The organism is Natrinema caseinilyticum (assembly GCF_024227435.1).
Lineage (GTDB): Archaea > Halobacteriota > Halobacteria > Halobacteriales > Natrialbaceae > Natrinema > Natrinema caseinilyticum.
Window position 1 is genome coordinate 2,177,034 of record NZ_CP100445.1, and the last position, 18,214, is coordinate 2,195,247.

An 18,214-nucleotide genomic window follows, 5' to 3' on the forward strand; every position below is an offset into this window, starting at 1 on the left:
CCTCGACGACGAGGACGCCTGAAAACTGCGCGCCCTACCGCCGGCGAACCCGCGATATCGGACTCGTTCGTGCGTCCCGGCGACCGAACCGCCGCGGAAATCGATCGTCGATGCCCCGATACCCGTCGAGACGACTCGAGAGCATCGACACCGGACGGAAGGCCTGTTCTCGAGCCGGAAGCCGTGGGTGCCGGAACCGCGAATTGTCAACCGACGTACGGACGCTACCACCGTTGCGAGAGCAAGGACAGGCCTATTTCACGTGGCGACCCATGCCACCTTATGGCAGACGAAGACGACCTCGACGATCTCCTCGAGGAACTGGACAGTCAGGGCGACCTCGAGACGTCCCAGCAGGTGCTGTCGCTGCGGACCGAGAGTCGCCGATACGACAAACCGGTGACCATCATCGAAGGGTTCGACTTGCCCAAATCGGAGATCGAATCGACCGCGTCGGATCTGAAACGGTCGCTGGGGACGGGTGGGACGGTCGACGAGGGCCGCATCGAACTGCAGGGGGACCACCGAGACCGCGTTCCGGACTTACTCCGCGATCAGGGGTTCGACGTTCGCGAGTGACCGCACCGTCGAACCGACGGAACCGGATCTCGAACGTCGCTCGCGCCGAGCCGTTCGGTCGCGTTGCATCGGCGGATCCGTCCCCCGGACGGCAGCGAGTTATTTAAGTCTCTCATCGCAAGTACGGGTATGAACGTTCGATCCGCAACAGCCGCCGATTTCGGGCCCATCACGGCTGTCGCCCGCGCCACCTGGCACGACACGTACGACGAACTCGAGGCCGACGTAATCGACCGGACCGTCGACAACTGGTACACGGACGACTCGATGCCCCTCGAGGCTCCCGGAACGGTGGTCCTCGTCGCGGAGAAAGACGACGACCTCGTCGGCTTCACCCACGCGGTCGCTCAGGGCGAGAAAGCGGACATCCTCCGCATGTACGTCCACCCGGATCACCAGGGAGAGGGAGTCGGCTCGACGCTCCACGAGCGACTGATCGCCGAACTCGAGACCTACGACGTCGACCGGGTCCGATCGATCGACTTCGCGTTCAACGACACCAGCCGCGCCTTCTACGAGGGACTCGGCTTCGAACAGACCGACGAGGGCGAAGTCGAAATCGACGGGGAGTATTACCCCGAGGCGGTCTACACGCTCGAGTTGTAACGGACGAAACGGACCGGAAAAACGGTCGAAACCGGGAACGGACGGGCGATCGAGAGCGTCCCGTCCGTTCCGACGTCGATGCCCGTCGCGATGGCGAACGAACTCCCTAACCAAGACGGTGGAACCACTTTGTCACTCGATGTCGTACCCGCCGGTATGGAGATCAGACCTGCGACCCACGACGACCGCGAACGGATCAGGGCGGTCGCGCGCGACACCTGGCACGACACGTACGACGAACTGGACGCCGAGACCATCGACGAAACGATCGACGAGTGGTACGGGGACGAGGCGCTCGAAACGGCCCTGTCCAAGGCGGGCACCGCGTTTCTCGTCGCCGAGGTCGACGGCGAAATCGTCGGGTTCTCCCACGGCGTCGTCACGGCGGAGGAAGGCGACGTCCTGCGACTGTCGGTTCATCCGCGCCACCAGAAAGAGGGCATCGGAACCGCGCTGTACGAACGGCTCCGCGAAGACCTCCGCGACTTCAACATGAAACGGATGCGCGCGATCGATCTCGCATCGAACGAGGGCGGTCGGGAGTTCTACGAAACGCACGGCTTCGAGCCGACCGGCGAGGACGACGTCGAGATCGGCGGCCAGCAGCGCCGAGAAGTGGTCTACACGCTCGAACTGTGACGTCCGGGCCGCTCGAGGTCGTTCCCGGGTGATCGAAGGCAATTCCTCGGCCAGTCGTCCGCGGGCGGGCGGGGACGGGTTCCCAAGCGTACGCGACGACTCTAGTAGTCTTTGAAACGATTTACTCACCGGTCGCAGTGAAGCGGCCAGCGAAGACTCGCTGGCCGCGAATTCGCGATCGGGGTGTGTATTGACTTTCAAAGACTACTATAGCGACGCGACAGCGACCGTCGAGCCCCGGCCTCCGGGAAAACGCACCTCGTTTCGCGCGATCCAAAGCGGACCTTGCAAGTGCATAGCAGGAACGGAAGTGAGCCGATGATGTGGTCCTGTGTATCACAATGGCGACGAAAACGCCAAGCGAAGCCGACATTCTGCGGCCGATCGGAACGACCTCGAGAACGTACTTTCTGATGGTCGGGATAGCGGGGCTCGCGCTTCTCGCGTTCCTCGTCGGCTGGGCCTATCAACTCGAAGAGGGGCTGGTCGTCACCGCTCTCGGTGACTGGGGCAGCGGTGGCGGTGCCACGTGGGGAATCTACATCGGGGCGTTCATCTGGTGGGTCGGAATCGCCCACGGCGGGATCATCCTTTCGGCTGCGGTCCGGTTGCTCGGGATGGACCGGTACATGCCCGTCGCGCGTCTCGCCGAACTGTTGACCATCAGCGGCCTCTCCGCCGCGGGGTTCTACATCATCGTCCACCTCGGCCGGCCCGACCGGATGGTCACGAGCGTCATCGGCCACTACCACATCACGGTTCACAACTCGCCGCTGGTGTGGGACGTGACCGTCATCACGGCCTACTTCGTGCTGACGGCGACCTACCTCGGACTGACCCTCCGCTACGACGTGAGCCGGCTGCGCGATCAACTTCCGGATCGCCTCGATCCGATTTACCGGATAATGACGATCGGCTACACCGAAAAAGAAGACCAGGTCGTCGAACGGATGGTCTGGTGGCTCGCCCTCGCGATCATCATCATGGCCCCGCTCTTGCTCCACGGCGGCGTCATCCCGTGGCTGTTCGCCGTGTTGCCGAACTATCCGACCTGGTTCGGTGGCGTACAGGGACCGCAGTTCCTTACCATCGCGTTGACCTCCGCCATCAGCGGCGTGATCATCCTCTCGTACGCGTTCCGGCGCGCCTACAACTGGGACCACATCTTCACCGACGACATCTTCCGCGGACTCCTCCTCTGGCTCGGCTTCTTCTGTCTGCTGTTCCTGTGGCTGCAACTCCAGCAGAACATCACCGGCCTGTTCACGGCGCCGGTCCCGCTGACCATCGCGGCACTGGCCAGGGCCACGAATCCGATCTACCTCACGTCGATGACGCTGGTCTTCGTGACCCTCTCGTACATCTTCGCCCAGGCGATCCGGCCGACGCTGTTCACCAAGCGACGAGCCATCCTCTCGGGGCTTGCCGTCCTCACCGCGACGATCCTCGAGAAGGTCCTGTTCGTCGTCGAGGGGTTCCTCCACCCGACGTTCGACATCTACGCGGCGGTGCCGGGCGTCTACATCCCGAGTTTGATCGAGCTCGCCTCGATCACCGGGACGATCGGGATGGTCTGTCTGATCTTCCTCACCGTCGCCAAGATCTTCCCGGTCGTCGAACTCCACGCGATCGAACACCTGCGGGACGAACACGAACACGAGTAGCGCGGACCGACGGCCGTCCGACAGCGATCCGACAGCGCGGACCCCTGCGAGTCGAACGACCGGACTGCGTGCGATCCACCACGGCCGGTGGGACCCTCGTGCACCGCTGACGAGCCGGCGTTTCGAACGCGTCTCGTGTCTCGAGTCGACCCCCGAGGCCCTTCGTGAGCGACGTGGCGGGTGACCGCCACCAGCAACTATTTACCCTATGATGCTAAACCTATTTTTAGAGATGTCTAATCTACGGACTGCCGATCTCCGACGCACGGGTGATGTTCCGTGAACGAGGTTCTCGAGGTTCTCCTCGCGTCGCTCCGAGACGGCTACGTACAGGTCAGTGCGTTCGTCGCGATTACGGTCCTGGCGTTCGGACTGCTCCAGTACAAGACCGGCGGCGCCGTAATCGGCGCCATCGAAGACAACGAGCGACTGCAGGTGTTGTTCGGCGGCGTTCTCGGGTTGACCCCCGGGTGTGGCGGTGCGATCGTCGTCATGCCCCTGTACGTCCGCGGGACGGTCAGTTTCGGGACGGTCGTCGCGACGCTCGGTGCGACCGCTGGCGACTCGGCGTTCGTTATTCTCGCGCTCGCACCGGAGGCCGCGCTCTACGCGTACGCCATCGCCTTCGCCGCCTCGGTCGCGACCGGCTACCTCGTCGACTCGGTCGGCCTGGGCGTCTCCCGCGTCGACGCCGCAGTGGCGCGACTCTCGCCCGCCGCGACGCCCGACGGCGGCACCGTCGTCGACGGCGGCGTCGGACCGAATCCCGCCCACGATTACGGGGGGCCGGCGCCCACGCACGCCCACGCAGCGGGGCCGGATCGCCGCTCTCGAGTGCTCACCCCGTTCTCCCACCTCGCACACGTCGCGTGGTGGGGGACCGCTATCGCCGGCCTGTTCTTCGGGACGATCTACTTGCTCCGAGGCGGGCCCGAAGTCGCGCTCACGCTCGGCGTCGGCTTCGATGGCCTCTTTACGGTCGTCGGCATCGTCGGCGCGGTGCTCTCGTTGTACCTCTACGCCGTCGGCCGCCACTACGTCGGCGAAGGGACGATCGCCCGCGCTCGAGATTCGTTCGGGTCGGCCTACGACGCGCTCACGCACGCGGCGATGGAGACCAGTTTCGTCACCGTCTGGGTCCTCGCGGCCTTCCTCGTCTACGAATACGCCGTCCTCTTCACCGGGGTGAACGTCGCCACCCTCGCCGCGGCGGCGGGTGCGCTGGCGCCCATCGGCGGCGCGGCAGTCGGGTTGATCCCCGGCTGTGGCCCCCAGATCCTGCTGGCCAGCGTCTACGCCGAGGGTGGCCTCCCATTCTCCGCGCTGACCGCCAACGCGATCGCCCAGGACGGCGACGCGCTCTTTCCCCTCCTGGCGGTCGACGCCAGGGCCGCCCTCGTCGCGACGGTCTACAACTTCCTGCCCGCGGTCGTCGTCGGCGTCGCGCTCAACCTGCTGTGGGGACCCGTCTTCGGAATGGCCGAGTTCGGGTTCGGCGTGCTCTGATCGATCGGCCGATCCGATATCCGGCGCGCGGCGAAAACGGGGCGAAGACCCCGGTCGCACTCAGAACTCCTCGGTCGGCGGCGCGATCCCCTCGTCCTCGCCGCCCCCCAGTTCGAACTCGTCTCTCACTTCCCGAATCCGATCTCGGATGTCCGCGGCTAACTCGAACTCGAGGTTGCTCGCGGCCTCCTGCATCCGCTCTTCGAGGTCGTCGACGTAGCGCGCGGCCTCGTCTTCGTCGGCGAGTTCGCGGCCGGAGACCTCGCTGGTGTCGGTCTTGCTGCCCGGCAGATTGGTTTCGCCGACGTCCTTCTCGATCGTCGTGGGTTCGTGACCGTGTTCCGCGTTGAACTCCTGCTGGATTCGGCGGCGGCGCTGGGTCTCCTCGATGGCGGAGTCCATCGCGTTCGAGGGATCGTCGGCGTACAAAACGACCTCACCGTGGACGTTTCGCGCGGCTCGTCCCATCGTCTGGACGAGGGTCGTCTCCGACCTGAGGAACCCCTCCTGGTCGGCGTCTAAGATCGCCACGAGCGAGACCTCCGGGATGTCCAGCCCCTCCCGCAAGAGGTTGATTCCCACGAGGACGTCGATCTCCCCGAGGCGAAGCGAGCGGATGATCTCGTGGCGCTCCAAGGTGTCCGTCTCGTCGTGCATATACGCCACGTCGATCCCGGCCTCCTCCAGGTACTCCGTCAGGTCCTCCGCCATGCGCTTCGTGAGGGTGGTGACGAGAGTCCGCTCGTCACGGTCGATCCGGTCGTCGATGCGGTCCATGAGGTCCTCGACTTGCCCCGTCGCGGGCGAGACCTCGACCTTCGGGTCGACGAGGTGGGTCGGGCGAACGATCTGTTCGACGATCCGGTCGCTCTCCTCGCGCTCGTAGTCCCCCGGCGTCGCGCTGACGTACAGCGTCTGGTCGGTCTTCTCGTCGAACTCCTCGAAGGTGAGCGGGCGGTTGTCGTACGCCGTGGGAAGCCGGAACCCATTCTCGACCAGCGAATCCTTGCGGGACTTGTCGCCGGCGTACTGTCCGCGAACCTGGGGCAGCGTAACGTGTGACTCGTCGACCACGGTGAGGAAGTCGTCGGGGAAGTAATCGAGCAGCGTGTACGGCGCGTCGCCGGACTCCCGGTCGGAGAGGTAGACCGAGTAGTTCTCGATGCCCGAACAGTAGCCCGTCTCCTGCATCATCTCGAGGTCGAACGTCGTTCGCTCCTCGATGCGCTGGGCGGCGATCAGGTCACCCTGGCGCTCGAAGTAGGAAATGCGGGAGTCCAGGTCGTCGCGAATCTCGTCCATCGCCTGCTCGAGTTTCGTCTCCGGGATCGAGTAGTGCTCCGCGGGGTGGATCAGGACGGCCCGCTGCTCGCCCTGGGTCGTTCCCTCGAGCGGATCGACCTTGACCATCCGGTCGATCTCGTCCCCCCAGAGTTCGACGCGGACGGCGTAGCGGCCGTACATCGGGAATATCTCGATGGTGTCGCCGCGGACGCGGAACGTGCCCTGCGTGAAGTCGACGTCGTTGCGCTCGTAGTTCAGGTCGACGAGCTGTGCGAGCAAGTCGTCGCGGCCGACCTCCTCGCCGACCTCGAGTCGCAGCGACATGTCGACGTAGTTTCGCGGGTCGCCGAGACCGTAGATGGCCGACACCGAGGCGACGACGATCACGTCCTCGCGCGTGAGCAGCGAGCGGGTCGCGGAGTGGCGAAGCCGGTCGATTTCGTCGTTGATCGAGGCGTCCTTGTCGATGTAGGTGTCGGTCTGCTCGACGTAGGCCTCGGGCTGGTAGTAGTCGTAGTAGGAGACGAAGTACTCGACGGCGTTGTCCGGGAAGAGGTTCCGAAACTCCTCGTAGAGCTGGGCCGCCAGCGTCTTGTTGTGGGCGATCACGAGCGTCGGCTTCTCGATTTCCTCTACCACCCACGAGACGGTGTTCGTCTTCCCCGATCCGGTCACGCCGAGCAGGGTCTGTCTGTCCATCCCCGACCGGAACCCGTCGGCCAGTCGCTCGATGGCCTCCGGCTGGTCTCCCGCCGGCTCGAACGGGGCGTCGACCTCGAATGACAGGTCGACGTCGGGACGGTCCGGTTGCAGCGGGCCTCGACTCTCGCTCATTGTCCGATGCAGGTGTTGGAGGCACTTTACCCACACGCATGCCGGGTCGAAGTGCCACTCACGAATTCCGTACGCCTCCCAGAGGCCCGTCTACCGACCAGAACGTCACTCCACGCGTCGGGAACGCGAGGTCGGGCAGAAAGTCGGCGGCCGAGTTCCCGACGGCTGTCCGCGGTCCTCGTTGACAGGGGCGAATCGAACCTTACTTTTTCATTTGCTCGCCCATCGGACCGTCTTCCACCCGTTTCACGGTGAATTCTCGGCCCTCCGTCCCCGCCGGTGGGTCGGCGTAGCCGATCGCAAACGCGGAGTACGCGACGCCGATTTCGCGCGTGGCCTCGTACGACAGGAGCGTCGTCTCGGGATCTCCAGCCGGTCGGATCGAGACGGTGAAGGTGCCCGCGGGAAGGGCGGTGTAGTCGGTCGACTCGCCGAACGACAGGCCCTCGAAGAGGAGTTCGTCTTCCACGTAGATGTCGACGGTTGGCGCGTCGGGCACCGTGTGAACCACTCGAGCGAGCGCCGAGCCGGCGTCGAGCAGGACGAGCGGCTCGAACGAGCTCGCGCCGAGTTCGCCGATGGCCGCGATGGTGTAGAACGCGGGCTGCAGCGTGACGTCGCCCTCGAACGCGACGGTTCCCGGATCACCGGCCGCCGTGATCTTCACCGTGTAGGTGCCCGGTTCGATCTCGAGGTACGGGGATACGTCACCGTAGGCGACGTTCGAGAGAACCTGGTTGCCGTCGACGTAGACGTCGACGTTCGGCGCGTCCGGGGAGAAGTGTGCGACGCGAACGGCCGCACCCGGGGGCTCGGCTGGTTTCTCGTCGCTCATCGATTTCTCGTCGGGCTTCGACCGCTCGTCGTCCGGGTGTTCGCCGACGGCCATCGCGACACCGCTCGCCGCAGTCAGTCCACCGGCAGCACCCATGGCTTTCATCGCAGTGCGTCGTGATACTTGCATGGCACGGTCGGGAAGGCGGCCCGCGACATGAAAAAGGAGCCAGTCAGTATCACGTGTCGGTCAGGTATTTCTGGCCGAAGTCGCGGGGTACAGATCGTCTCTGTTACGAATACGGCCCCTACACGAATCGTCACGTGACGGGAGGTCCCGACACACCGCTGTAGGTCGACCGTAGTCCCGTGTACGAGTCGCTTTCCGAGCGAACGGCGGTCGAACGTTGCCGCTGCCCGGCCAACAGTTATGCGGGCCGTCGCCGTTGGCCCGATATGACGCAGGGCCTCCAGCAAGCCAGCAGCGACCTCGAGGACGCCGCGGAAACGGCCGACGGCGATCTACGCGATACCCTCCGGGAGACCGCACGTGAGTTCGAGGAAATCGCCCGCGACGAGACGGTCGCGGATCACGCCGTCCTCGACACGCACCTCAACGCGCTCCGGCAAGCCCGCGAGCGGGCCGGCGGCGACACGGAAGCGAAACTCGAATCGGCCATCGAGGCGGCGGAGGACTATCGGGAAAGCCTCGATCAAGCCTGAGAGCCGAACCGACGGCGGAGACGCTGCGACCGCTTTTTTCAGCCCGACCGCCGATCTCGGCCCCGACGCGGACGCGCGGGATCGGCATCGGTGGGTGACGGGACGAGATCCCCTCTCGGAGACGGACCGATCGTCGCGCGTTCGCCCCGGCCTCCGGTCTCGCCCGGGTGGAGGTACCCGCATCCGAACCGAGAGCCGAGGCGCTTCGCGCCGAGATACCGGGTATCGGTCCCGCGAACGGCGACCGGTCGATTCGCGCCCGGCCCGATCGACGCCACCGATCGACGAGCCGAGTGTGCTCGAAACATAAATCTAGCTATAGCACACATACACGACTCATGAGCAAACGGGAGATGGACTGCGCGCGATGATCGGTGCCGAGTTATCGGGCGGTGCGCCCGTGGTGTTCGGACTCGTCGCCGTCGCCCTCGTCCTGTTCGTGTCGGAGGCCATTCCGAACGACGTGACGGCGATCGGGATCATGGTCTCGCTCGCGGTGCTAGAACCGCTAACGGGCGTCGGTCATCGGGCAGCGATCTCCGGGTTCGCCAACACGGCGACGGTAACGATCGTCGCGATGTACATGCTAAGCGCGGGCATCCAGCAGACCGGCGTCGTCCAGAGACTGGGGCTCTCGCTCGCCGCGTTCGCGAAGGGCAACGAGGCGCGTGCGCTCGCGGCGACGGTCGCCACGGCGGGGCCGGTCGCGGGGTTCATCAACAACACGCCCGTCGTCGCAGTCTTCGTTCCGATGATCTCCGATCTCGCCGAGAAAGCCGGCGTCTCCCCGTCGAAACTGCTCTTGCCCCTCTCGTACGCGGCGATCCTGGGCGGCACCCTGACGCTCGTCGGGACGTCGACGAACCTGCTCGCGAGCGAATTCGCCGCCGAACTGCTCGATCGCGGGCCGATCGGAATGTTCGAGTTCGCTCCCCTCGGGATCGTCGTCTTCGCCGTCGGCATCGGCTACCTCATGACCGTCGGCCGCTGGCTGACGCCCGCGCGGATCCCGGTCGAGGCGGACCTCGTCGACGAGTTCGATCTCGAGGATCACCTCACTCAGGTCCGCGTCAGGGCGGATTCGGCGCCGGTCGGAAAGACCATCGACGAACTCGAGGCCGGGACCGAAGCGAAGGTCCGCATCCTCCAACTCCGGCGAGAAGTAGACCGCGACGCGCGGGTCGGAGAGGACGACCGCGTGTTCGAGTTCGGCGAGGGCGGCGAACGAGGTCGCGGCGCGAGTCCGGATCGGACAGGACCCGACCAGCGACTCCGCCGCGGCGAGATCGGAGAGTCGGCCCCGGACGCCGCCGGTCTCGACGAGCCGTCGCGGGATGTGAGCGAAACGTTCGTGGCGGTCGAGACGGACCGGCGAATTCTGGAGGGCGACGTCCTCACGGTCCACGGCAATCTACAGGCGGTCAACCGCTTCGTCGAGAATCAGGGGCTGCGCCAGCTCCTCCGGGAACAGGTGACCGAGGAAACGTTCGACGAGGGCACCAGCGAAGATCTGTTGGCCAAAGCCGTCGTCCCGGAAGCCTCGCCGTACGTCGGCGAGACGGTCTCCGAGACGCACCTCCGAGAGATTTACCAGCTGACCGTGCTGGCGATCCGCCGCGACGGCGAGTTGCTCCGGACCGATCTCGACGAGATCAGGCTCGAAGCCGGCGACCTCCTGCTGGTCCAGACGTTCCCCGAGACGCTCGAGTACTTCACCGGAACCGGGGATTTCGTCGTCGTCGACGACGGCGCCGTCGACCGACTGCTCGAGAGCGGGGTCGACGAGGTCGCACCGCTATCGCCGAAGACGCCGGTGGCGATCGCTATCATGGCCGGGGTGGTCGGGACCGCCGCGCTCGGGCTCGTTTCCATCGCGATCTCGGCCCTGGCAGGCGTCTTTCTCATGGTCGTGACCGGCTGTCTGTCGACGACCGACGCCTACGACGCCGTCTCGTGGAACATCGTGTTCCTGCTCGCCGGCGTGATCCCGCTGGGTCTCGCACTGGAAGCGACCGGGGGATCGCTGCTCATCGCCGACGGGCTGGTCGAATCGGCCGAATTCCTCCCCCTCGTCGGGGTCCTGTTCGCGTTCGCGATCGTGACGGGCCTGCTCGCGAACGTCATCACGCCCGTCGCAACGGTCGTTCTGATGATCCCCGTCGCCGTCGACGCCGCGGGATCCCTGGGTGCCGACCCGTTTTCCTTTCTCCTGTCGGTGCTGTTCGCGTCGGCGACGTCGTTCATGACGCCTGTGGGGTACCAGACGAACCTGATGGTTTACGGGCCGGGCGGGTACAAATTCTCCGACTTCGTGAGAGTCGGCGCCCCCCTACAGGTGCTGCTCGCAGGCGTCACGACGGTCGGAATCGTCCTCATATGGGGAGTATAACGCGGACCAGCAGTCTCGAGCCCGTCGTCCGCGCAAGCGTTCGATCGGTCGGTCACTCGAGTCGTTCTAACACCGCGTCCTTCTCGTAGGACAGCGTGAGCGACCGCGAGCGGCCCCGGCCGTCGACGTCGGCGTAATCGGCGTCGATGAGCCCGAGCTGGTCGAGTTTGTTGACGATCTCGGAGTAGCGCGTGTAGCCGAGGTCGGTCCGGTCGTGGAAGGCTTCGTAGACCGCACCGGCCTGATCCCCGTCGTGGTCGGCGATCACCTCGAGGAGCATCCGCTCCGTGTCGGTCAGCCCCGACAGCGATCGCGAGAGGTTGATGTACTTCGATTTCTCGTAGGCCTCTTCGACGTCCTGGCGCTCGACGGTGCGGCTGGCCCGCATCTCCGCGTTCAGTCCGGCCCGGCGCAACAGATCGATACCGACCCGAAGGTCGCCGCTGTCGGCCGTGAGTTCCGCGACGAACTCGAGCGTGTCCCGACCGATGACGCCGTCGTGGAAGCCGCGTGAGACCCGCTCGGAGAGAATGTCGACGATCTCCGGCTGGTCGTACACCGGAAAGTAGACGTCTTCGGGACGAAAGACGCTCTGGACGCGGGAGTCGAGTTCGTCGATCACGTCCAGTGACGGATCGGAGGAGACGACGATGACGCCGATCTTCGCGCCGGGATACTCCTCGTGGGCGCGCAACAGCGAATAGAGCGTGTCACTGGCTTCGTTCTCGTAGAAGAGATAGTTGACGTCGTCGAGTGCCACGACGAGAACGCGATCCTCCTCGACGAGTTTCTCGGCGATCTGGCCGAACAGCTTCTTGAACGAAATACCGGACGAGGGCGGTTCGTAATCGAACGTCCCCTCGAACAGCCGCGAGAACACCGAGTAACGGGTCGCGTTGACCTGACAGTTGACCCGGATCGTCCGAACCTCGCTCGTCTGGGCGCCCACCTCGTCGAACAACTTCTGTATCGCCGTCGTTTTCCCGGTTCCCGGCGGCCCACGGACCATGACGTTCAGCGGCCGCGACCCACGAACCGCCGGGCGCAACGCGTACGTCAGGCTCTGGGTCTGGCCCTCGCGGTGCTTGAACGTCTCGGGGACGTAGTCGATTTCGAAGACGTGCTCGTTCTTGAACACGGATTCGTCCCACGACAACATTCCCCCGTCGGGGTCGTCTGCCATCACTTTCACCACGCTTTCGAACTCACTTAGTTGTTTGCCGAATTCCAGGCGCGTCCAGGTCAGGCGGCCTCGATCCGCTCGAGCCACCGGTCGAGGTCGGCCGGAGCGATTCGGGCGTGGTGTGCGACGCGAGTGTGCGCTCGTGCGAGCCTCGCCGCCTCCCGGTCGGCATCGCAGCGGAGTCGGAAGGAACAACCGTCCCGTGGACACTCGAAATGGTATGGCATATCATGGCATTGGAGCGGAGCGCGCAAAAGGTTCGCACTTGCATGCCCCGCCATTCGACGGCCGGGACGGCGATCGGTTCGCGTGTCGAGGCCCGGGTCCGGTAGAACGGTTCGGTGTCCGCCGTCGCACCGGACGGCTGGCGTCGCCACCAAGGGCGTCCCGATTCGAGACGCGACCGCCGCCGACGGCAGCGGTTACGGCGTCCGATCGGTTCGATGGCCGATCTGTCGTCCGGTGAGTCGCTGGGCCAGGCCACGAATCCGGTCGAGCATCGGTCCGAGGATCGGGTTCGCGGTCACGCCGACGTACGCCGGCACGGGATGGTACCGGCCGGTTTCGAGAGACTGTAACGCGGCCGCCGTCGCCCGGTGGTTCCCGTCGGCGACGTACCACGGGGTCGCGCCGCGTCTGGTCCGTACCACCAGCGGGTCGAACCGCGTTCCGGCGGCGAGATTGTCGCGGTACGCACGGATCGCTGCGGCGTCGATTCCGGCCGACTCGAGCGGACCGAACCCCTCATCCTGAACCCGCTCGGCCACGCCGAACAGCGTGCCGTCCGTGGAGACGGCACGCCACAGGAGGTCGTCCGGGCCGTCCACCGGGCGGAGATCGCCGAACCGCTTCCAGTCGAGGTCGAGCCGATACCACCGAATCGGTCGCTCTCGCCAGACGAACGCCGCCGCTCCGGGCTTCGCAGCGAGGAGCGCGTCGAGTACTGCCGTCTTCGGCGGGTCGGACTCGGAATCGACGATCCGCGTTCCGCCGTCGGCCTCGCGCTCGAGCCACTCCCGGAGCACGCGCTCCTCGCGGACTCGTTCGGGCGCCCGTTTCACCGACGGCTGGCGCAGCGGGCGAGACGGGTCCGCTCGGGGTGAACGTCGGGACACGATCGACTACTCCGAGCGAGCCATATGGTATCGAACGGCATATATCCGCGGGACGAAGCCGCCACCCGCCACAGGTGGTCCTGTAACGAACCCTTTCCCGTCGATACGCACCCGCTATCGCCGGTGGATTTTACTGGTGGCGGTGGTACGGGGACGAGTGACTGGAACCGAAACGGGGGTCACGTCGATCCAGATCGACGACGACGGACCGTGGACGGTGGCCCCGTCACCCAGACGGGAAGTCGACCTGCAGACGCGCCAGACCCGCCTGCACGCGGATCTGTCCCGGCTCGTCGATCAGTACGACGGCGACGTGTTCGCCACGCGATTCGACAACGTGATCGCTGTCACGAACGGCCTCGACCTGGCGGGACACCGACGAATCCAGGACGCCGTCCGGATCGCCCACTTCGACGTCAACGACGCGACCGATCGGTACACCGACGGGCTCGACGCGTTCGAGGTGTTTCGACGGATCGATCGAGGAAACACGGCTCTTCTCGAGTACATGTTCGACGCCCACGACTCGCTGTCGTTCTTCATCGGCGGCGACAACGCCATCTCGGTGACGTCCGGACTCGACGAGACGGCGTTCGACGAGGCGATCGGTCACGTTACTGAAGCCACCGGAACCGACCTGAAAGTCGGTGTCCGTCGCGACCGGACGGCCGGGAGGGCCGGCATGGCGGCGAAGGAGGTCCCCGAACGCTGCCGGGAGGACGGAACGCGCGTCGAGATCGCTCCCGACGAGACCGCGAGGGGGCGTGACTCGTGACGGCGCAATCGGTGTACTTCACGGGACCCCACCAGGTCGAGGTCCGGGAGACGGCGGTGGCCGATCCCGGCCCGAACGAACTCGCGGTGGCGGCGACCGTGTCCGCCATCAGTTCCGGGACGGAGCTGTTACTCTATCGGGGCGACGTGAACCCCGAAATCGCCGCGGACGAGACGCTGGAATCCCTCGACGGGACCTTCTCCTACCCGTTCCCGTACGGCTACGCGGTCGTCGGAACGGTGACCGCCGTCGGCGCGGACGTCGATCCGGCGTGGCGCGACGAGACGGTACTCGCGTTCCACCCCCACGCCAGCGAATTCGTCGTCGGCGTCGACGAAGTCTGCGTCGTCCCGGACGACGTCTCCCCCGCGGCGGCAGCGTTTCTCCCGAACGTCGAAACGGCGGTCAATCTGGTGCTGGACGGGAACCCCAGACTCGGCGAACGGGCGGTCGTGTTCGGCCAGGGTGTCGTCGGGCTGTTGACGACGGCGCTGTTGGCCGAGACGCCCCTTTCGTCGCTCGTGACCGTGGATCGCTACGAGACGCGACGACGGCTCTCGGAAGCGTTCGGGGCCGACCGGAGCCTCGATCCCGACGACGCTGACCCGGTCGCGGAGATCGGCGAGTCGACGACGCTCCCCGACCGACCGGAGTCGCCATCCGGACGGACCGACGGGGAACGATCCCCGCGTCGAGCGGATCTCACGTACGAGCTCTCCGGCAACCCGGCGGGGCTCGACGCCGCCATCGACGCGACCGGATTCGGGGGGCGTGTCGTCGTCGGATCGTGGTACGGGTCGAAGACGGCCGAGCTGTCGCTCGACGGACGGTTTCACCGGAGCCGAATCCGGCTGATCAGCAGCCAGGTGAGCACGATCGCACCGACGTTGCGCGGGCGCTGGACCGTGGCGCGCCGGCTAGCGACCGCGTGGCAACGCCTCGAGGACATCGAGACGGACCGTCTGGTGACCCACCGCGTCCCGGTCGCGAACGCACCGAAGGCGTACTCCCTGCTGGACGAGCGACCGGACGACGCGGTTCAGGTACTCTTGACGTACTGATCGGACCCGAGGCTCCTGTCGTACCGCCTCCCCTCGAGACGGTGGGGCAGGCGCACCCGCGTCGGTTCGCACCCCAGGCTTTTGGTGGCATACGTGGTCCGACAGGGTATGTACGCGGTCACAGTCACCCGGGACTTCGTCGCTCAGCACTGGCTTACGGTCCCCGACCCCGGACCCGAAGGAGACCTCCACTCCCACCACCTGACGGTGGAGGTGCAGGTCGAGGGCGGGCAACTCGGGGAGTACGGCTACCTCGTCGACATCGACGACCTCAAAACGGTCGTCGACGGCCTGGTGGATCGATATCGCGACGCGACCCTCAACGACCTCCCCGAGTTCGAGGGGCGCAATCCGAGCGTGGAGCACTTCTCTCGGTTGTTCGCCGAGCGAGTCGCGGACGGAATCGAGACGGACCGTCTCGACGCCGTCGAGGTGACCACGTGGGAAGCGGACGCGGCGGCCGCCTCCTACGCCACGACCGTCTGATCCGATGCGGCTGGGGGTGCTCGTCTACGACGGCCTCGAGCGCACGTCCGGCGGCTACCGCTACGACCGACGGATCGTCGCGGGACTTCGCGATCGGGGTCACGAGGTGACGGTCGTCTCGATTCCGCGGGACGGATACGTACCCAATCTGCTCGATAACGTCTCCCGGAACGTCGCCGCGAACCTGGCCACCCTCGACGTCGACGTGCTGTTGCAAGACGAACTCTGTCACCCGTCGCTCGTCCGACACAACCGCCGACGCGACGACGACACGCCGGTTGTCTCCGTCGTTCACCACCTCCGGTGTCTGGAACCGCGGTCGACCTGGATCAACGCGCTCGTTCGAGCGGTCGAACGGCGCTACCTCGAGACCGTCGACGGCTTCGTGTACAACAGCGGGCCCACCCGAGAGACCGTCGAGGCGCTCGTCGGTCCGACGCCGGGCGTCGTCGCGCCACCCGGCGGCGATCACGTCGACCCGGGAATCACGCGGGCGCAGATTCGCAGGCGCGCTCGCGAGCCAGGGCCGCTTCGGATCGTCTTCGTGGGAACGCTCATCGAACGGAAGGGGCTCCACACCCTGCTCCGGGGGCTCTCCGACCGCCCGGCCGACGAGTGGACGCTGACAGCGGTCGGCGACCCGACGGTGGATCGGGCGTACGTCCGTCGCATCGGTCGGTTGATCGACGCGCTGGGTATCGACGCGTCGGTGACGGTCGCGGGCCGACTGTCCGACGCCGAGCTGACCGCGACCCTCCGGAACGGTCACATCCTCGCCGTCCCGTCCGGCTACGAAGGGTTCGGCATGGTCTACCTCGAGGGAATGGGGTTCGGAATGCCGGCGCTCGCCTCCGCCGCCGGCGGTGCGAGCGACGTCGTCGCCGACGGGGAAACCGGGGTATTGGTCCCGCCGGGCGAGCCGGGAGCCGTGGCCGAGACCGTGGGCGCGCTCGCGGCCGATCGCGAGCGCCTCGCCGAGATGGGAGTCGCCGCACGAGACGCCTACGACGCCCATCCCACCTGGAAAGACGCCGTGGACCGCATCGAGACGTTCGCGACCGAAATCAGCGAGGCCGCGAAATCGCCGGGCCGTCCCCGTGACACCCGAACTTAACTCGCCGCGAGTGGAGAGGACGACAGAGGCGTGACCGAACCCGACCGATACTCGTTTCGCCGATACCTCGACGCCAAGCGAAGCGTCGACTGGCGCGCCCGGAACCCGCGCGTCGCGGACGCGTTTCGCCGTGCGCTCGAGAGGGCCGACGAACCGGTCGAACTCTGCGAGATCGGTGCCGGAACGGGCGCGATGGTCGACGCGGTCCTCGAGTGGACGGGCAACACCGAGGTCCGATACACGGCCATCGACGCCGACTCGGCCCTCGTCGAGGCCGCGACCGACAGCATCGCCGATCGTGTGACGGACCGCGGAAACGGCTCGGTCGGATCGGCCGGGGCGGCCGGATCGGACGGGTCGGTACGCGTCGACCGCGACGGGGCCGCGTTCGAGGTCGAGTTCCGCACCGGAGACGCGCTCGCCCACCTGTCGGACGCCGAGGAGTCGTACGACGCCGTCGTCGCCCAGGCCTTCCTCGATCTCACGGACGTGCAGTCGGCGCTCGAGGCGGTCGCGACCGGTCTTCGCCCGGGCGGCATCGCTTACTTCCCGATCACGTTCGACGGAGTGACGGCGTTTCTCCCGCCGGTCGACCCCGGACTCGACGACCGCGTCGAACGCCGGTTTCACCGCCGGATGGACACGACCGAGAAGGTCGGCGGCGAGACCGGCGACAGCGAGGCCGGCCGCCACCTCCTCACCGCGATTCCGGCGACCGGCGGTCGGGTCGTCGCGGCGGGCGGCTCCGACTGGGTCGTACGGCCGAGCGACGGCGGGTACGAGGCCGACGAGGCGTACTTCCTCCACCACATCGTCGACACCGTCGACTCCGCGCTCGAGGCCGACGGCGCGCTCGACGACGAGCGGAGACGCGCGTGGGCGACGACTCGCCACGAACAGATCGCGGCCGCAGATCTGGTCTACCTCGCCCACCAGTTGGACGTCCTCGGCCGGTGGCCGCCGGCGGAGTGAGCGGAATCGCGCGTGCGGCGACCGCCGGGTCCGACACGGACTCGGGAGATGACTACCCGGACGATTATAGGTCACCGGGAGGAGTAGCTCGAGTCATGCACTGGGAACGGCGACGCGACCTGGAGGGCGGGAAGGAACTCGGCGTCTGGCTCCTCGTCGACGACGGAACGGTCGAAGCGGAACTGTACGTCGAGTCCCACGAGTACCGCGGCGGGGGATTCGACGTCTATACCGCCACGCCCGACGGCGAGTGGACGCACGAGGGCGAGTTCGCGGACGTCTCGGCCGCCTTCGATCGGGCGCTCGACGTGCTCGAGACCAGTTCCCACCCGCTCACGGGGCCAGGCCCGGGGTGACATCCGCTCGTCCTGACGGGCGAGGCGCCCGCTTCGCACTTCCGTAAGGGTGGTCCCGGAGTGCGGTCCCACGCAACGGTGAACCCAGAGTGCGGTCACGTCGACCGAAACGGGGTCCGATCGAGGGGACGTCCGTGCCCCCTGGACGAAATCG

The 18,214-nt window shown here is 66.4% G+C and carries 18 protein-coding genes; 13 read left to right on the forward strand and 5 right to left on the reverse strand.

The window, feature by feature from the left end; translation table 11 throughout:
* The first annotated feature begins 282 nt into the window (after positions 1 to 282).
* The 5 genes from NJT13_RS10700 (at position 283) to NJT13_RS10720 (ending at position 4,994) form a co-directional block, all read left to right on the forward strand.
* Positions 283 to 579, forward strand: coding sequence for an SUI1 family translation initiation factor (locus tag NJT13_RS10700; protein ID WP_254521557.1), 297 nt, complete (start codon positions 283 to 285; stop codon positions 577 to 579).
* Positions 580 to 708: 129 nt separating this feature from the next.
* Positions 709 to 1,185 carry a GNAT family N-acetyltransferase gene (locus NJT13_RS10705; protein ID WP_254521558.1) on the forward strand — a complete coding sequence of 159 codons (477 nt, stop codon included), beginning with the start codon at positions 709 to 711 and terminating at the stop codon, positions 1,183 to 1,185.
* A 156-nt stretch (positions 1,186 to 1,341) separates the two neighbouring features.
* Complete coding sequence (locus NJT13_RS10710; protein ID WP_254521559.1) at positions 1,342 to 1,824, forward strand: GNAT family N-acetyltransferase; 483 nt, start codon at positions 1,342 to 1,344, stop codon at positions 1,822 to 1,824.
* Positions 1,825 to 2,165: 341 nt separating this feature from the next.
* Entirely contained in the window at positions 2,166 to 3,488 is a 1,323-nt protein-coding gene (gene nrfD / locus NJT13_RS10715; protein WP_254521560.1) for an NrfD/PsrC family molybdoenzyme membrane anchor subunit, read from the forward strand.
* Between the two features lie 279 nt (positions 3,489 to 3,767).
* Positions 3,768 to 4,994: a putative manganese transporter gene (locus NJT13_RS10720; protein ID WP_254521561.1), complete on the forward strand. Its 1,227-nt coding sequence runs from the start codon at positions 3,768 to 3,770 to the stop codon at positions 4,992 to 4,994.
* A gap of 60 nt (positions 4,995 to 5,054) precedes the next feature.
* Here NJT13_RS10720 and uvrB read toward each other — a convergent pair whose 3' ends face one another.
* Together uvrB and NJT13_RS10730 are read right to left on the reverse strand one after the other, a co-directional pair.
* Positions 5,055 to 7,112 carry an excinuclease ABC subunit UvrB gene (uvrB, locus tag NJT13_RS10725; RefSeq protein WP_254521562.1) on the reverse strand — a complete coding sequence of 686 codons (2,058 nt, stop codon included), beginning with the start codon at positions 7,110 to 7,112 and terminating at the stop codon, positions 5,055 to 5,057.
* A gap of 202 nt (positions 7,113 to 7,314) precedes the next feature.
* On the reverse strand, positions 7,315 to 8,076 hold the full coding sequence (locus tag NJT13_RS10730; RefSeq protein ID WP_254521563.1) for a DUF4397 domain-containing protein: 762 nt from the start codon (positions 8,074 to 8,076) through the stop codon (positions 7,315 to 7,317).
* Between the two features lie 266 nt (positions 8,077 to 8,342).
* Between NJT13_RS10730 and NJT13_RS10735 the strand changes: the two genes are divergently transcribed.
* Entirely contained in the window at positions 8,343 to 8,609 is a 267-nt protein-coding gene (locus tag NJT13_RS10735) for a DUF7553 family protein (RefSeq protein ID WP_254521564.1), read from the forward strand.
* A gap of 367 nt (positions 8,610 to 8,976) precedes the next feature.
* Complete coding sequence (locus tag NJT13_RS10740; protein ID WP_254521565.1) at positions 8,977 to 10,998, forward strand: SLC13 family permease; 2,022 nt, start codon at positions 8,977 to 8,979, stop codon at positions 10,996 to 10,998.
* A 52-nt stretch (positions 10,999 to 11,050) separates the two neighbouring features.
* Here the strand turns inward: NJT13_RS10740 and NJT13_RS10745 are convergent, their stop codons facing one another.
* From NJT13_RS10745 to NJT13_RS10755, 3 genes are all read right to left on the reverse strand, one after another.
* Entirely contained in the window at positions 11,051 to 12,181 is a 1,131-nt protein-coding gene (locus NJT13_RS10745) for an ORC1-type DNA replication protein (RefSeq protein ID WP_254521566.1), read from the reverse strand.
* Positions 12,182 to 12,240: 59 nt separating this feature from the next.
* Positions 12,241 to 12,408 (reverse strand): DUF1059 domain-containing protein, encoded by a 168-nt coding sequence (locus NJT13_RS10750; protein WP_254521567.1) that lies wholly within the window; start codon positions 12,406 to 12,408, stop codon positions 12,241 to 12,243.
* A gap of 195 nt (positions 12,409 to 12,603) precedes the next feature.
* Entirely contained in the window at positions 12,604 to 13,296 is a 693-nt protein-coding gene (locus NJT13_RS10755; RefSeq protein ID WP_254521568.1) for a hypothetical protein, read from the reverse strand.
* Positions 13,297 to 13,453: 157 nt separating this feature from the next.
* Here NJT13_RS10755 and NJT13_RS10760 point away from each other — a divergent pair, with 157 nt between their 5' ends.
* The 6 genes from NJT13_RS10760 (at position 13,454) to NJT13_RS10785 (ending at position 18,060) form a co-directional block, all read left to right on the forward strand.
* Positions 13,454 to 14,071, forward strand: coding sequence for a GTP cyclohydrolase IIa (locus NJT13_RS10760; protein ID WP_254521569.1), 618 nt, complete (start codon positions 13,454 to 13,456; stop codon positions 14,069 to 14,071).
* Positions 14,068 to 15,132 (forward strand): zinc-dependent alcohol dehydrogenase, encoded by a 1,065-nt coding sequence (locus NJT13_RS10765; RefSeq protein WP_254521570.1) that lies wholly within the window; start codon positions 14,068 to 14,070, stop codon positions 15,130 to 15,132. Before NJT13_RS10760 ends, NJT13_RS10765 begins: the two co-directional genes overlap by 4 nt.
* Positions 15,133 to 15,240: 108 nt before the next feature.
* Complete coding sequence (locus NJT13_RS10770) at positions 15,241 to 15,618, forward strand: 6-pyruvoyl trahydropterin synthase family protein (RefSeq protein ID WP_254521571.1); 378 nt, start codon at positions 15,241 to 15,243, stop codon at positions 15,616 to 15,618.
* A 16-nt stretch (positions 15,619 to 15,634) separates the two neighbouring features.
* Positions 15,635 to 16,732 (forward strand): glycosyltransferase family 4 protein, encoded by a 1,098-nt coding sequence (locus NJT13_RS10775; protein WP_425499811.1) that lies wholly within the window; start codon positions 15,635 to 15,637, stop codon positions 16,730 to 16,732.
* A gap of 30 nt (positions 16,733 to 16,762) precedes the next feature.
* Complete coding sequence (locus NJT13_RS10780) at positions 16,763 to 17,704, forward strand: class I SAM-dependent methyltransferase (RefSeq protein ID WP_254521573.1); 942 nt, start codon at positions 16,763 to 16,765, stop codon at positions 17,702 to 17,704.
* Between the two features lie 95 nt (positions 17,705 to 17,799).
* Positions 17,800 to 18,060, forward strand: coding sequence for a hypothetical protein (locus NJT13_RS10785; RefSeq protein WP_254521574.1), 261 nt, complete (start codon positions 17,800 to 17,802; stop codon positions 18,058 to 18,060).
* Positions 18,061 to 18,214: the final 154 nt, after the last annotated feature.